The organism is Microbacterium sp. KU4F (assembly GCF_056868075.1).
In genome coordinates, this window is sequence record NZ_CP200324.1 from 451,241 (window position 1) to 466,127 (window position 14,887).

Below are 14,887 nucleotides of genomic sequence, written 5' to 3' on the forward strand. Positions count from 1 at the left end.
TCCAGAGAGTTTCCCCATGCTGAGAATCGCCGTGCCCAACAAGGGCTCCCTTTCCGAGACCGCGGCGGCCATGCTCGCCGAAGCGGGGTACAAGGGCCGCCGCGATCCGAAGGATCTGCACGCCATCGACCCGCTCAACGACGTCGAGTTCTTCTACCTGCGTCCCAAGGACATCGCGACCTACGTCGGCTCGGGCGCCCTCGATGTCGGCATCACCGGGCGCGACCTGTTGCTGGATGCGCGCATGCCCGGCGCGCGCGAGATCGAAGCGCTCGGCTTCGGCGGCTCCACCTTCCGCTTCGCCGGCCCCCCCGGTCGATTCACCGAGCTCGCAGACCTCGAGGGGATGCGGGTCGCCACCGCCTATCCGGGTCTCGTCGACGCGTACCTCGACGAGCACGGCGTCGCGGTCGATCTCGTGCCGCTCGACGGCGCCGTGGAGTCGGCCGTAGAACTCGGCGTCGCCGACGCGGTAGCCGACGTCGTCTCCACCGGCACCACGCTCCGCCAGGCGGGGCTCGAGATCTTCGGACCGGTGCTCCTGGAGTCGGATGCCGTACTGATCACCGGTGCCCAGGAACCTGCAGGGCTCGAGACGCTGCTGCGGCGCCTGCGCGGTGTCATGGTCGCGCGTGAGTACGTGCTCATCGACTACGACCTGCCGGCCGACCTCGTCGACGAGGCGATCGCGGTCGCGCCGGGTATCGAATCGCCCACGATCTCGCCCCTGCGGGACCCGTCGTGGGTGGCGGTGCGCGTCATGAGCCCGCGCAAGGGCGTGAACCAGGTCATGGACGCGCTCTATGCGATCGGCGCGCGAGCGATCCTCGTGACCGAGATCCACGCGGCGAGGCTCTGATGAGCGTGGTCTGCCGGGTGATCCCGTGCCTGGATGTGGCGGCGGGACGCGTGGTCAAAGGCGTGAAGTTCGAGAACCTCCGCGACATGGGGGATCCCGTCGAGCTCGCACGGCTGTACTTCGAACAGGGCGCGGACGAGCTCACCTTCCTGGACGTCACCGCGACCGTCGACGAACGGGCGACGACCTACGACGTCGTCCGTCGCACCGCGGAAGAGGTCTTCATCCCGCTGACGGTCGGCGGCGGCGTGCGTTCCGATGACGACGTTGCACGGCTGCTCGGGGTGGGCGCGGACAAGATCGGCGTCAACTCCGCGGCGATCGCCCGCCCGGCGCTCATCGACGAGATCGCGGACCGATTCGGCGCCCAGGTGCTGGTCCTGTCGCTGGATGTGAAGCGCGCCGAAGGGATGCCGTCCGGCTTCGCCGTCACGACCCATGGCGGCCGAACGCTCACCCGCCTCGACGCGCTCGCCTGGGCCCGCGAGGCCATCGAGCGCGGCGCCGGAGAGCTGCTGGTCAACTCGATCGACGCCGACGGCACGAAGAACGGTTTCGACCTTGAGCTCGTCGCTCTGATGCGGGAGATCTCCCGCGTGCCGGTCATCGCCTCGGGCGGTGCCGGTCAGGTCGGTGACTTCGCACCCGCGATCCGTGCCGGTGCGGACGCGGTGCTGGCCGCATCCGTCTTCCACTCCGGCCAGCTCACGGTCGGCGACGTGAAGGACGCGCTGGTCGACGAGGGGATCGAGGTGCGGCGATGAGCGAGAGCGTCGACGAGCGAATCTCGCGGGTGCGTTTCAACGACCAGGGTCTGGTCGCAGCGATCGTGCAGCAGTGGGACACCCGTGAGGTGCTCATGATGGGCTGGATGGATGCGGAGGCGCTACGGCGCACGCTGACCTCCGGCCGTGCCACCTACTGGTCGCGGTCGCGGCAGGAGTACTGGCGCAAGGGCGACACGTCCGGCCACATCCAGGTCGTGCGCGGTGCCCGTCTCGACTGCGACGGCGACGCCGTGCTCCTCTCGGTCGAGCAGACCGGCCCCGCCTGCCACACCGGCACCCGGACCTGTTTCGACTCCGACGACCTGGAGCCCGTGCGAGGCGGCGAGTGATCCGTCGCGCACGCTCGACCTCGGTTCTGGCGATCCTCGCGGCGGGCGCTGCGAGCATCCTGGCAGCCACGCAGACCTGGATCCACGTTGCGCTGACAGACGGTGCTGCCGCCGATGTAGCGGTCGCGGGAACCGCAGCCATCCCCGTGCTGACGCCGCTGAGTCTGGCGGTGCTCGCGCTGGGCGCGGCGCTGTCGATCGTCGGACGGGTGCTCCGTGTCGTGTTCGGCGCGCTGACAGTGGCCGCGGCGATCGGTATCGCATCGGTCACGGCGCCCGTCGTCTTCGACGTGCCCATCGACGCGTATGCGCCGAGCGTGACGGAGACCACGGGGATCACCGGCGACTCCTCGGTGGCGGCACTCGTCGCGAGCGCCAGCGTCACCGGGTGGCCGGTCGTCGCCCTCCTCGCTGCCTTCCTGCTGCTGGTGGCGGGTTCCTTCGTGATCGTGACCGGCTGGCGCTGGGCGGGCGGAGGACGCAAGTACGACGCTGCACGACGGCGGACCGTCGTCGCCGACGACGCACCTCTGGATGCGATCGACTCGTGGGACGACCTCTCACGCGGCGATGATCCGACCTTCCCCGGCCCGCCCCGCTAGACTGGATCCGGCCGTCACGTGGCCGCACCCGAAGGAGAGACATGAGCAATTCCATCGACGACCCCGGCCACGGACACTCCCCGGCAGCCTGGACGGCCGTGGTGATCATGCTCGTCGCCGTCGCGCTGGGCACGGTGTTCTTCGTGCTGGACATGCCCGTGCTCGTCTGGGCGTCGGTCGGTCTGCTCGTGGTGGGTCTGATCGTCGGGTGGGCGCTGGCCCGCGCCGGCTGGGGCGTCAACGGCCCGAAGTACGTCGCGAAAGAGCACTGATGGTGCTCGCCGACCTCACGGCCGGCGCAGTCGAGGATGCCCGCGAGCGTGAGGCGCGCACGCCTCTCGCGATCGTGGAGCGCGCTGCCCTGGACCGTCCCGCCGCGCTCGACGCCCTCGCGGCCCTCGCCCCGGCGGACCGCGTGAAGATCATCGCCGAGGTGAAGCGCGCGAGCCCGTCGCGCGGTGATCTGGCGGCGATCCCGGATCCCGCCTTCCAAGCCTCGCGCTACGAAGAGGGTGGCGCGAGCGCGATCTCCGTGCTGACGGAGGGCCGCAAGTTCAAGGGCAGCCTCGCGGACCTCGAAGCGGTCCGCGAACGCGTCTCCGTGCCGGTGCTGCGCAAGGACTTCATCGCCACCCCGTATCAGGTGCTCGAAGCCCGCGCGGCCGGTGCCGATCTGGTGCTGCTGATCGTCGCGGCCCTCGAGCAGCCGCTCCTGGCGCAGCTGCACGATCTCGTCCTCCAGCTCGGGATGACGCCGCTCGTGGAGACACATTCCGCCGAGGAACTATCCCGCGCATCCGATCTCGGAGCACGCCTCATCGGGGTCAATGCGCGCAACCTCAGCACGTTCGAACTCGATCGCGACCTGTTCGGCCGTCTCGCCGATTCGTTCCCGAGCGATGCCATCAAGATCGCCGAGTCGGCGGTGCTCACACCCGACGATGTCCGCCACTACCGCTCCGGTGGCGCGGACGTCGTCCTCATCGGCGAAGCACTCGTGACCGCGGAACCGGTGGCGACCCTGCACGCTTTCCTGGAGGCTGGATCATGAGTCTGCGCGATGTCAAAGGACCCTTCTTCGGTCAATACGGCGGGCGCTACATGCCCGAGTCGCTCATCGCGGCGATCGACGAGCTGACCGCGGTCTATGAGTCGGCCATCGTCGATCCCGCCTTCCAGGCCGAGTTCGCGGAGTTGCTCCACTCGTACGCCGGGCGTCCGTCGGTGCTGACCGAAGTGCCGCGATTCGCCGCCCACGCGGGGGAGGACGCGTGTTCCTCAAGCGCGAGGACCTCAACCACACCGGCTCGCACAAGATCAACAACGTGCTCGGGCAGGCGCTGCTCACCAAGCGCCTGGGTAAGACGCGTGTCATCGCAGAGACGGGGGCGGGCCAGCACGGCGTCGCGACCGCCACGGCTGCGGCGCTGTTCGGCTTCGAGTGCACGATCTACATGGGAGAGGTCGACACCGAGCGACAGGCGCTGAACGTCGCGCGGATGCGGCTGCTGGGCGCCGAGGTCATCCCGGTCACGACGGGCTCCCGAACCCTCAAGGACGCGATCAACGAGGCATACCGCGACTGGGTGGCGAGCGTCGAGACGACGAACTACATCTTCGGCACCGCGGCGGGGCCGCATCCGTTCCCCGCCCTCGTGCGTGACTTCCAGAAGGTCATCGGGGAGGAGGCGCGCGCCCAGTTGCTGGAGCAGGTGGGCCGGCTCCCCGACGCCGTGTTCGCCTGCGTCGGCGGCGGATCAAACGCGATCGGCATGTTCGACGCGTTCCTCGACGACGAATCCGTGGCGCTCTACGGCGTCGAAGCGGCGGGCGACGGAGTCGACACGCCGAAGCACGCGGCCTCCATCGAGCGCGGCCGCGCCGGCATCCTGCACGGCGCCAAGACCTACGTGCTCCAGGACGAAGACGGGCAGACCGTCGAGTCCCACTCCATCTCGGCGGGCCTGGACTACCCGGGCGTCGGCCCGGAGCACGCCTGGCTAGCCGATATCGGCCGCGCGTCCTACATCCCGGCGACCGACGACGAGGCCATGCAGGCGTTGCGTCTGCTCTCGCGCACCGAGGGCATCATCCCCGCCATCGAATCGGCGCACGCGTTGGCCGGTGCTCTGCGCATCGGCAAGGAGCTCGGCCCCGACGCGGTCATCGCCATCAACCTGTCCGGTCGCGGCGACAAGGACATGGACACGGCCGCCCGCTATTTCGATCTGTACGACGCAGCGGGCGACGAGGGGTCGCCGGTCGACGGCGCGCCCCCGGCCGACGAGGCGCGGGGAGAGGGGACCGAGCTGTGAGTTCACGCGTCGCCGCGGCCATCGAGGCCGCCCACGCCGAGGGACGCGGCGCGTTCGTCGGCTACCTGCCGCTCGGTTTCCCCGACATCGCCACGAGCATCGAGGCTGCTGTCGTGCTCGCCGAGAACGGTGCCGACATCATCGAGCTCGGCCCGCCGTACTCCGACCCGGTGATGGACGGCCTGGTCATCCAGGAGGCGACCCAGGCCGCCCTGGCCGCTGGCTTCCGCCTGCGCGACCTGTTCCCGGCGATCAAGGAGATCACGAGCCGCGTCGACGTGCCCGTCGTGGTCATGACCTATTGGAACCCCGTGTTCCAGTACGGCGTAGACCGCTACGCCGACGACCTGCTCGCCGCCGGGGGAGCGGGACTCATCACCCCCGACATCACCCCCGAGGCCGCTGCCGAGTGGATCGCCGCGAGCGAGCGCACCGGGCTCGACCGGATCTTCCTTGCGGCCCCCACCTCGAGCGACGAGCGTCTCGAGCTGGTCGTGCAGAACTCCACGGGGTTCGTCTACACGGTCTCGACGATGGGCATCACGGGGGAGCGCGCCGAGTTGGATGCGGCGGCTCGCACGCTCGTGTCGCGGCTGCGCGAGCGGGGGGTCGAGCACGCGGCCGTGGGCATCGGCATCTCGAACGCGGAGCAGGTCTCGGGCGTCCTGGAGTACGCCGACGGCGCGATCGTGGGCACCGCTCTGGTGCGGGCGCTCCGTGACGGCGGGCTCGAGGAACTGGCGCGCACCGCCCACGCTCTGGCCGACGGCACCCGTCGCTGAGCCCGCTCGCGTGCCGCGTGCGGTTCGCGTAGCGTCGCCGAGGTGACTTCCTCCACGATCCCGCTGTCGCACCCGCTCTACGGGGCGTCCTGGGCTCAGGCGATCGCGCGCTACTTCTTGAAGTACGCGACGTTCTCGGGCAGGGCGAGCCGCAGCGAGTTCTGGTGGTGGGTACTGACCAACGCTCTCGTGGGGCTCGGATTCCAGATCGTCTCGAGCGCCGTCGGCGAGCCGCTGACCTTCTCGGCATGGCCGGCGCCGTATCTGGTGTGGAACGGCGCACAGTCCGACGCAGGCGTGACGACGGCGATCGGCGCCATCGCCGCCCTGTACTCCCTGCTCACCCTGCTGCCCGGACTCGCTCTGACCTGGCGCCGGCTGCACGACGTGGATCGCAGCGGGCTCTGGTTCTTCATGGTGCTGATCCCGCTCATCGGGGTGATCGTCCTGCTGGTGTTCACGACCGGACGTTCCCGTCCCGCGGGCGCCCGCTTCGACAGGTATCCCTGAGCGCGCACGAGGGCACCATCGACGCCTTTAGACTCGTCGTCATGACGTTCGCCCTCACGAGCGCGCCCGCAGGCGTGCTCGCCAGCATCCCGAGCCCTCCGATCAACGGATTCAACCTGTGGCCGGGCGGCCCGGAGATCCGGTTCTACGCGCTGTGCATCATCGCCGGCATCGTCGTGGCCACACTCCTCACGAACAGGCGCCTGACCAAGCGCGGGGGCGAGCCCTGGGTCGTTGTGGACATCGCGCTGTTCGCGATTCCGCTCGCGCTCATCGGCGCCCGAGCCTTCCACGTGCTCACGCACCCGGGGTTCTACTTCGGTGACGGCAAGAACACCTGGAACCCGTTCGAGCCGGGGTCGGTGTGGGCCATCTGGGAGGGCGGCATCGCGATCTACGGTGCCCTCATCGGCGGCGCGATCGGCGCGCTCATCGGCTGCCGCTGGACCGGCATCCGGTTCTGGAGCTTCGCGGATGCCCTCGCTCCGGGCCTGATCATCGCCCAGGCGATGGGCCGTTTCGGCAACTACTTCAACCAGGAGCTGTTCGGTCAGCCGACCGACGCCTGGTGGGGGCTGGAGATCGCCCGACCCAACGACGCGATCCCCGTCGGACTGCCAGAGGGCACGCTTTTCCAGCCGACCTTCCTGTACGAGGTGATCTGGAATCTGTTGGGTGCCGCCGTCATCCTGTGGGCGGGCAAGCGGTTCACGCTCCAGTGGGGCCGCCAGTTCGGTCTGTACCTCGTCTGGTACTCGGCGGGCCGAATCGTCTGGGAGAACATCCGCATCGACCCGAGCGAGGTGTTCTTCGGATTGCGCTCGAACGTGTGGGCTGCGATCTTCGGCGTCATCCTGGGCCTGGTCATCCTCGTGGTCCAGAAGGTGCGTCACACCGGCTTGGAGGCCTCGCCCTACCGGCCCGGTCGCGAGTGGGTGGACAAGTCGGCTGTACAATCGCAGAACACCGAGGACTTCGTCGATGTGAGCGCACCCCCCGCCGACGAAACCATCACGACTGGCAGCGCCACAAGCACCGCCGCCAAGTAACTCTCCGGGCCGACGTCGTCCCAGCAACAGCAACAATCGAGGACGGTTGGTATGGCTTCGAGCCCCCGTCACAGCGCCCCCGGATCTGCGGGCTTCGGCGCCTTCCCTGCCAAGCAGGGCATGTACAACCCCGCATTCGAGAAGGACGCGTGTGGTCTGGCCATGGTCGCGACCCTTCGCGGCGAGGCGGGCCACGACATCATCGATCTCGCCCTGACGGCGCTTCGCAATCTGGAGCACCGCGGCGCGATCGGCTCCGACGCCGGGACCGGCGACGGTGCGGGCATCCTGACCCAGATGCCGGACGCTTTCCTGCGCGCCGTCGTGGACTTCGATCTGCCGCCGGTGGGGGAGTACGCGGCGGGCCTCGCGTTCCTGCCTCGCGACGGTGAGGAGCGCGCCGCACAGAAGGCCGGCATCGAGCGCATCGCCGCCAGCGAGAACCTCGTGGTGCTCGGCTGGCGCGAGGTGCCCACGGAGGAGGAGCACCTCGGCAAGCTGGCCCTCGAGGCGCGTCCGGCGTTCGAGCAGGTTTTCCTGTCCCGCCCCGCCGTGGGCGACGCGCCCGCGCTCAGCGGCATCGACCTGGACCGTCGGGTGTTCCGACTGCGCAAGCGCGCCCGTAACGAACTCGACGCCTACTTCGTCTCGCTGTCCAGTCGCACGCTCGGATACAAGGGCATGGTCACGACCCTGCAGCTGGAGCCCTTCTATCCCGACCTGCAGGACGAGCGCTTCGCCTCGGAGCTGGCCGTCGTCCACTCCCGTTACTCGACCAACACGTTCCCGTCGTGGCCTCTCGCGCAGCCGTTGCGGATGGTCGCTCACAACGGCGAGATCAACACGGTCAACGGCAACCGCAACTGGATGCGGGCGCGCCAGTCGCAGCTCGAGTCCGAGCTGCTGGGCGACATCCGTCCGCTCCTGCCGATCTGTACCGACGGTGCGAGCGACTCCGCGTCCTTCGACGAGGTGCTCGAGCTTCTCACCCTCACGGGCCGGAGCCTGCCACACGCCATCATGATGATGGTCCCGGAGGCGTACGAGAAGCAGCCCGACATGGACCCGAAGTTGCGGTCGTTCTACGAGTACCACTCCATGCAGATGGAGCCATGGGACGGCCCCGCCGCGCTCATCTTCACCGACGGCACCGTCGTAGGGGCCACCCTCGACCGCAACGGGCTGCGTCCGGGACGCTGGACGGAGACGACCGACGGACTGGTCGTCATCGGCAGCGAGACCGGTGTGCTCGACTTCGAGCCCGAGCGGATCAAGCGTCGCGGCCGGCTGCGGCCCGGCCGCATGTTCCTCGTCGACACGGCACAGCGCCGCATCATCGAGGACGACGAGATCAAGAACGAGCTCGCGACGCTCCAGCCGTGGCAGGAGTGGTTGGATGCCGGTCGCGTGCGCCTCTCGGAGCTTCCGGAGCGCGAGCACATCGTGCACCCCATCGCCTCCATCACACGGCGTCAGCGCACCTTCGGCTACACCGAGGAGGAGGTCCGCATCCTCCTGACTCCCATGGGCCAGACGGGCGCCGAGCCGCTGGGTGCGATGGGCAGCGACACTCCCGTCGCGGTGCTCAGCGACCGCCCGCGGCTGCTGTTCGACTACTTCACGCAGCAGTTCGCGCAGGTGACCAACCCGCCGCTGGACTCGATCCGCGAGGAGGTCGTCACCTCGCTCTCGCTGGGACTGGGCCCCGAGCCGAACCTGCTGAGCTGGGGCGCCGAGCACGCGCGCACGGTCACGCTCGACTTCCCGGTCATCGACAACGACGAGCTCGCGAAGATCCAGCACATCGACACGGCCCTGCCGGGGCGCACCTCCGCCACGATCCGCGGCCTCTACCGCGTGCAGGCCGGCGCGAAGGGCATGGAGAAGCGCCTCACACAGATGTGCGCCGAGGTCGACCGTGCCATCGAGGACGGTGCCGAGTTCATCGTGCTCAGCGACCGCGACTCCAACGCGGACCTGGCACCCATCCCGTCACTGCTGATGCTCGCGGCCGTGCACCACCACCTCATCCGCAACGAGACCCGCATGAAGGTCGGTCTCGTGGTCGAGGCAGGTGACGTGCGCGAGGTGCACCACGTGGCCACCCTCATCGGCTACGGCGCGTCCGCGGTGAACCCCTACCTGGCGATGGAGAGCGTCGAGTACCTCGTACGCGCCGGGTTCATCACGGGCATCTCGCCGGAGAAGGCGGTCAAGAACCTGATCAAGGCGCTCGGCAAGGGCGTTCTGAAGATCATGTCGAAGATGGGCATCTCCACCGTGTCGTCCTACGCGGGCGCCCAGGTGTTCGAGGCGGTCGGTCTCTCCGAGGAATTCATCGCGTCCTACTTCACCGGCACCGAGTCGAAGCTCGGCGGCGTGGGCCTCGACGTGATCGCGGCCGAGAACGCGGCACGCCACGCCTTCGCGTACCCGGAGGATGCGGCCGCGCGCGCGCACGAGCGGCTGTGGACCGGTGGCGAGTATCAGTGGCGTCGCGACGGTTCGCCGCACCTCTTCAACCCGGACACCGTCTTCCGGCTCCAGCACGCCACTCGCGAGCGTCGCTACGACATCTTCCGCGAGTACACGAAACTCGTGGACGACCAGGCGAGCGAGCTCAAGACGCTGCGCGGCATGTTCGGCCTGCGCACCGGCGTCCGGCCTCCGGTGCCGATCGACGAGGTCGAGCCGATCTCGGCGATCGTGAAGCGCTTCTCCACCGGTGCGATGAGCTACGGCTCGATCTCGAAGGAAGCGCACGAGACCCTCGCGATCGCGATGAACCGCATCGGCGGCAAGTCGAACACGGGCGAGGGCGGCGAGGACGTCGAACGTCTGCTCGATCCCGAGCGGCGCAGCGCCATCAAGCAGGTGGCGTCGGGCCGGTTCGGCGTCACGAGCCTGTACCTCACCGAGGCCGACGACATCCAGATCAAGCTCGCGCAGGGCGCGAAGCCCGGCGAGGGCGGACAGCTGCCCCCGCAGAAGGTGTACCCGTGGGTGGCGCGCACCCGTGGCGGAACGCCCGGCGTCGGGCTCATCTCACCGCCTCCGCACCACGACATCTACTCGATCGAAGACCTCAAGCAGCTCATCTTCGACCTCAAGCGTGCGAACCCTTCGGCGCGTGTACACGCCAAACTCGTGAGCCAGTCGGGCATCGGCGCGGTGGCCGCGGGGACGGCGAAGGCCCTCGCCGACGTCATCCTTGTCTCCGGGTTCGACGGGGGAACGGGCGCCAGCCCGCTCAACTCGCTCAAGCACGCAGGAACCCCGTGGGAGCTGGGTCTCGCCGAGACGCAGCAGACGCTGATGCTCAACGGCATGCGCGACCGGGTGGTCGTGCAGGTCGACGGACAGCTCAAGACCGGCCGCGACGTGATCATCGGCGCGCTGCTGGGTGCCGAGGAGTTCGGATTCGCGACCGCACCGCTCGTGGTCTCGGGCTGCATCATGATGCGCGTGTGCCACCTCGACACCTGCCCGGTGGGAGTCGCGACGCAGAACCCGGTTCTGCGGGAGCGCTTCACCGGCAAGCCCGAGTTCGTCGTCAACTTCATGGAGTTCATCGCCCAGGAGGTGCGCGAGTACCTCGCCGAGCTCGGGTTCCGCTCACTGGACGAGGCGATCGGGCACAACGAGTTGCTGGACGTCAACGGTGCGATCGAGCACTGGAAGGCGAGCGGCCTCGACCTGGCACCCGTCCTCGAGGGTCCCGCGTTCGCCGAGGATGAGCCGCGCCGGAACGCCCGTGAGCAGCTGCACGAGCTCGAGAAGCACTTCGACGTGGCGCTCATCGAGCGTGCGCAGGACGTCATCGCCCACGGCGGTACGGTCGAGATCACGCTCCCGGTGCGCAACACCGAGCGAGCCGTCGGCACCATGCTCGGTCACCACGTGACCAAGGCCCGGGGCGCGAACGGACTTCCGAGCGGGTCGATCATCGTCAACCTCACCGGATCAGCCGGTCAGTCCTTCGGCGCCTTCATGCCGGCGGGGATCACGCTGCGCCTCGAGGGCGACTCCAACGACTACGTCGGCAAGGGCCTCTCGGGTGGGCAGATCGTCGTGCGTCCGCCGCGCGGTTCGAGCTTCGACGCCTCGCAGAACGTGATCGCGGGCAACGTCATCGGCTACGGCGCGACGCAGGGCACGATGTTCCTGCGCGGCGTCGTCGGTGAGCGCTTCCTGGTGCGCAACTCGGGTGCGACAGCGGTCGTGGAGGGCGTCGGCGACCACGCGCTGGAGTACATGACGGGCGGTCTCGCCGTCATCCTCGGCACGACCGGACGCAACCTCGGCGCCGGGATGTCGGGCGGCACGGCCTACGTCTACCGCCTCGACGAGAACCTGGTGAACCGCGAATCGCTCGCCTCGGGCGAGCTCGAGCTGGGCGAGCTGGGATCCGGCGACGCCGCGATCCTGCGCGACCTGCTCGAGCGTCACACCGCGGAGACGGACTCGTCTCTGGCGGCATCGCTCCTCGAGAACTTCGAGGAGGAAGTGAAGAACTTCGTGCGGGTCATGCCGCGCGACTACGCAGCGGTGCTGCAGACCCGCGAGGAGGCGTTGGCAGAGGGGCTGGACCCCGACGGCGACATCGTGTGGAGCCGCATCATGGAGGTGACCGGTGGCTGACCCCAAGGGCTTTTTGAAGGTGACCGAGCGGGAGCTGCCCGCGCGCCGTCCCGTACCCGTGCGCATCATGGACTGGAAAGAGGTCTATGAGCCCGGTGACTCGGCGGTGCTGCGTCGGCAGGCGGGCCGGTGCATGGATTGCGGCATCCCGTTCTGTCATAAGGGGTGCCCGCTGGGCAACCTCATTCCGGAGTGGAACGACCTCACCTGGCGCGGCGAGGGACGCAGCGCCATCGAGCGACTGCACGCCACCAACAACTTCCCGGAGTTCACGGGACGGCTGTGCCCCGCTCCCTGCGAGAGCGCCTGCGTCCTGGGCATCAACCAGCCCGCAGTAACCATCAAGCAGGTCGAGGTCTCGATCATCGACGAGGCCTTCTCGCACGGATGGGTCGAGCCGGAGCCGCCGGAGCGGCTGACCGGCAAGACGGTCGCCGTCGTCGGGTCGGGCCCCGCGGGCCTCGCTGCTGCTCAGCAGCTGACCCGTGCCGGTCACACGGTCGCGGTGTTCGAGCGCGACGACCGCATCGGCGGTCTGCTGCGATACGGCATCCCGGACTTCAAGATGGAGAAGCGCCACCTCGAGCTTCGCCTGCGCCAGATGCAGGACGAGGGGACGCGGTTCCGCGCCGGCGTCGAGATCGGCCGCGACATCACGTGGGACGAGCTGCGCAGCCGGTACGACGCGGTCGTCGTCGCCACCGGCTCGACGGTGCCGCGGGATCTCTCCATCCCCGGTCGCGACCTGGCAGGTGTGCACTTCGCGATGGAGTACCTGGTCGAGTCGAACCGCGCGGTCGCGGGTGAGAAGCTCCACACGCAGATCAGCGCGGAGGGCAAGCACGTCGTCGTCATCGGCGGCGGCGACACCGGCGCCGACTGCATCGGTACCGCGCACCGTCAGGGCGCGCTGAGCGTGACGAACCTCGCCATCGGCAAGCAGCCCCCCGCATCCCGCCCGGATGCGCAGCCCTGGCCGACGACGCCGACGATCTTCGAGGTGCAGTCGGCGCACGAGGAGGGCGGCGAGCGGGTCTTCCTGGCCTCCACCGTCGAGTTCCTCTCGAACGAGGTCGGGGAGGTGCGCGCGCTGCGTGTGGCCGAGACCGAGTACGTCGACGGCCGCCGGGTGCCCAAGAGCGGCACCGAGCGCGAGATCCCGGCCGACCTGGTGCTCATCGCGATGGGCTTCACCGGGCCGGAGCGCACCGAGCTCGAGGGTCAGCTGCAGACGCAGTTCACCTCGCGCGGCAACGTCGAGCGCGACGACGCCTACGAGACGACCACGCCCGGCGTGTTCGTGGCGGGCGATGCGGGTCGCGGCCAGTCGCTCATCGTGTGGGCGATCGCCGAAGGACGTGCGGCCGCCGCATCCGTCGACCGCTATCTGATGGGTTCGACCTCTTTGCCGGCGCCTGTACGGCCCACCGATATCGCGATCGGGTTGCAGCCCGCGTAGGCTGAACCTGCATCCCCTTCATCGCTAAAAGACCCGGAGTTCGAACTCGGATGAGACGCGCGAAAATCGTCGCAACCCTAGGCCCGGCAACTTCCTCCTACGAGATGGTCCGCGCGATCATCGACGCAGGTGTGAACGTCGCCCGCCTCAACCTCAGTCATGGTGACTATTCGGTCCACGACGCGAACTTCGCGAACGTGCGCCGTGCCGCGGAAGACGCCGGCTCCGCCGTCGCGATCCTCGTCGACTTGCAGGGGCCCAAGATCCGCCTCGGCAAGTTCGCCGACGGCCCTCACGAGCTCGCCGTGGGTGACATCTTCAAGATCACGGTCGAGGACATCCTCGGGACCAAGGAGATCGTCTCGACGACCTTCAAGGGTCTCCCGCAGGACGTCAAGCCCGGCGATTTCCTTCTGATCGATGACGGCAAGGTGCGTGTCGAGGTCGTCGAGACCGACGGCACCGTCGTCACCACGAAGGTCGTCGTCGCCGGCCCTGTCTCCAACAACAAGGGCATCAATCTCCCCGGCGTGGCCGTCAACGTCCCCGCACTGTCGGAGAAGGACGAGGCCGATCTTCGTTGGGGTCTGAACGCGGGTGCGGACATCATCGCGCTCTCGTTCGTGCGCAACGCCGAGGACGTCAATCGCGTGCACGAGATCATGGCGGAAGAGGGTCGGCGTGTGCCGGTCATCGCCAAGATCGAGAAGCCGCAGGCCGTCGACAACCTCGAGGAGATCATCGACGCGTTCGACGGCATCATGGTCGCTCGCGGCGATCTCGGTGTGGAGCTTCCGCTGGAGGCCGTGCCGATCGTGCAGAAGCGCGCCGTCGAGCTGTGCCGTCGTATGGCGAAGCCGGTCATCGTGGCCACCCAGATGCTCGAGTCCATGATCGAGAACCCGGTCCCGACCCGCGCCGAGACGAGCGACGTCGCCAACGCCGTCCTCGACGGCGCGGACGCGGTCATGCTCTCGGGCGAGACCAGCGTCGGCAAGTACCCGGTCGGCGTCGTCGAGACGATGGCGCGCATCGTTGCCTCCACGGAGGAGCACGGACTCGACCGCATCGCTCCGTTGAACACGAAGCCGCGCACGCAGGGTGGCGCGATCACCCTGGCTGCGATGGAGGTCGCGCAGTTCGTCGAGGCGAGCTGGCTCTGCATCTTCACCGAGTCCGGCGACACCGCTCGTCGCATGTCGCGCCTGCGTCCCAGCATCCCGATGATGGCGTTCACGCCGGACCCGGCGATCCGTCGTCGCATGGCCGTGACGTGGGGCATCCAGTCGGCGCTGGTGGAGCACGTGCCGCACACCGACCACATGTTCATGCAGGTGGACGAGTTCTTCCTCTCTAAGGGTCTGGCCAAGGAGGGTGACAAGGTCGTCGTGATCTCCGGTTCCCCTCCCGGAATCGCCGGGTCGACGAACGACATCCGCATCCACAAGATCGGTGACGCCGTCAACGGCCGCGCCCCGATCTGGTCGGGCGAGTAACCCGCGAGGTGCACAGAAGGGACCTTCCCTGAGGGGGAGGTCCCTTCTGCTGTGCGG

The 14,887-nt window shown here is 68.6% G+C and carries 12 protein-coding genes and 1 pseudogene; all 13 read left to right on the forward strand.

From position 1 onward, the window contains the following. The first annotated feature begins 16 nt into the window (after nucleotides 1-16). Nucleotides 17-859, forward strand: a complete 843-nt coding sequence (hisG, locus tag AC1VNH_RS02265; RefSeq protein ID WP_243227860.1) for an ATP phosphoribosyltransferase — start codon at nucleotides 17-19, stop codon at nucleotides 857-859. After that, a complete protein-coding gene (gene hisF, locus AC1VNH_RS02270) occupies nucleotides 859-1,623 on the forward strand; it encodes an imidazole glycerol phosphate synthase subunit HisF (RefSeq protein WP_483109692.1) in 765 nt (254 codons plus the stop codon). The genes hisG and hisF overlap by 1 nt, the downstream gene beginning before the upstream one ends. Then, nucleotides 1,620-1,976: a phosphoribosyl-AMP cyclohydrolase gene (gene hisI / locus AC1VNH_RS02275; protein ID WP_243227858.1), complete on the forward strand. Its 357-nt coding sequence runs from the start codon at nucleotides 1,620-1,622 to the stop codon at nucleotides 1,974-1,976. The genes hisF and hisI overlap by 4 nt, the downstream gene beginning before the upstream one ends. After that, a complete protein-coding gene (locus tag AC1VNH_RS02280) occupies nucleotides 1,973-2,578 on the forward strand; it encodes a Trp biosynthesis-associated membrane protein (protein ID WP_483109693.1) in 606 nt (201 codons plus the stop codon). The genes hisI and AC1VNH_RS02280 overlap by 4 nt, the downstream gene beginning before the upstream one ends. A 41-nt stretch (nucleotides 2,579-2,619) precedes the next feature. Continuing rightward, nucleotides 2,620-2,850, forward strand: coding sequence for a DUF6704 family protein (locus AC1VNH_RS02285; protein ID WP_344228094.1), 231 nt, complete (start codon nucleotides 2,620-2,622; stop codon nucleotides 2,848-2,850). Nucleotides 2,851-2,852: 2 nt separating this feature from the next. After that, a complete protein-coding gene (gene trpC, locus AC1VNH_RS02290; protein ID WP_483112673.1) occupies nucleotides 2,853-3,629 on the forward strand; it encodes an indole-3-glycerol phosphate synthase TrpC in 777 nt (258 codons plus the stop codon). Continuing rightward, nucleotides 3,626-4,893: pseudogene (gene trpB / locus AC1VNH_RS02295) on the forward strand (tryptophan synthase subunit beta). The gene trpC and the pseudogene trpB overlap by 4 nt, the downstream one beginning before the upstream one ends. Beyond that, the gene (gene trpA, locus AC1VNH_RS02300) at nucleotides 4,890-5,675 is read left to right on the forward strand and encodes a tryptophan synthase subunit alpha (RefSeq protein ID WP_483109694.1); all 786 of its coding nucleotides are present in this window, start codon (nucleotides 4,890-4,892) and stop codon (nucleotides 5,673-5,675) included. The pseudogene trpB and the gene trpA overlap by 4 nt, the downstream one beginning before the upstream one ends. Before the next feature lie 42 nt (nucleotides 5,676-5,717). Then, nucleotides 5,718-6,185, forward strand: coding sequence for a DUF805 domain-containing protein (locus AC1VNH_RS02305; protein ID WP_483109695.1), 468 nt, complete (start codon nucleotides 5,718-5,720; stop codon nucleotides 6,183-6,185). Between the two features lie 41 nt (nucleotides 6,186-6,226). Further along, on the forward strand, nucleotides 6,227-7,234 hold the full coding sequence (gene lgt / locus AC1VNH_RS02310; RefSeq protein WP_483109696.1) for a prolipoprotein diacylglyceryl transferase: 1,008 nt from the start codon (nucleotides 6,227-6,229) through the stop codon (nucleotides 7,232-7,234). Between the two features lie 51 nt (nucleotides 7,235-7,285). Continuing rightward, on the forward strand, nucleotides 7,286-11,875 hold the full coding sequence (gltB, locus tag AC1VNH_RS02315; RefSeq protein WP_483109697.1) for a glutamate synthase large subunit: 4,590 nt from the start codon (nucleotides 7,286-7,288) through the stop codon (nucleotides 11,873-11,875). Next, a complete protein-coding gene (locus tag AC1VNH_RS02320) occupies nucleotides 11,868-13,334 on the forward strand; it encodes a glutamate synthase subunit beta (RefSeq protein ID WP_483109698.1) in 1,467 nt (488 codons plus the stop codon). The genes gltB and AC1VNH_RS02320 overlap by 8 nt, the downstream gene beginning before the upstream one ends. A 50-nt stretch (nucleotides 13,335-13,384) precedes the next feature. Next, nucleotides 13,385-14,830 carry a pyruvate kinase gene (gene pyk / locus AC1VNH_RS02325; protein ID WP_243227851.1) on the forward strand — a complete coding sequence of 482 codons (1,446 nt, stop codon included), beginning with the start codon at nucleotides 13,385-13,387 and terminating at the stop codon, nucleotides 14,828-14,830. Nucleotides 14,831-14,887 lie beyond the last annotated feature (57 nt).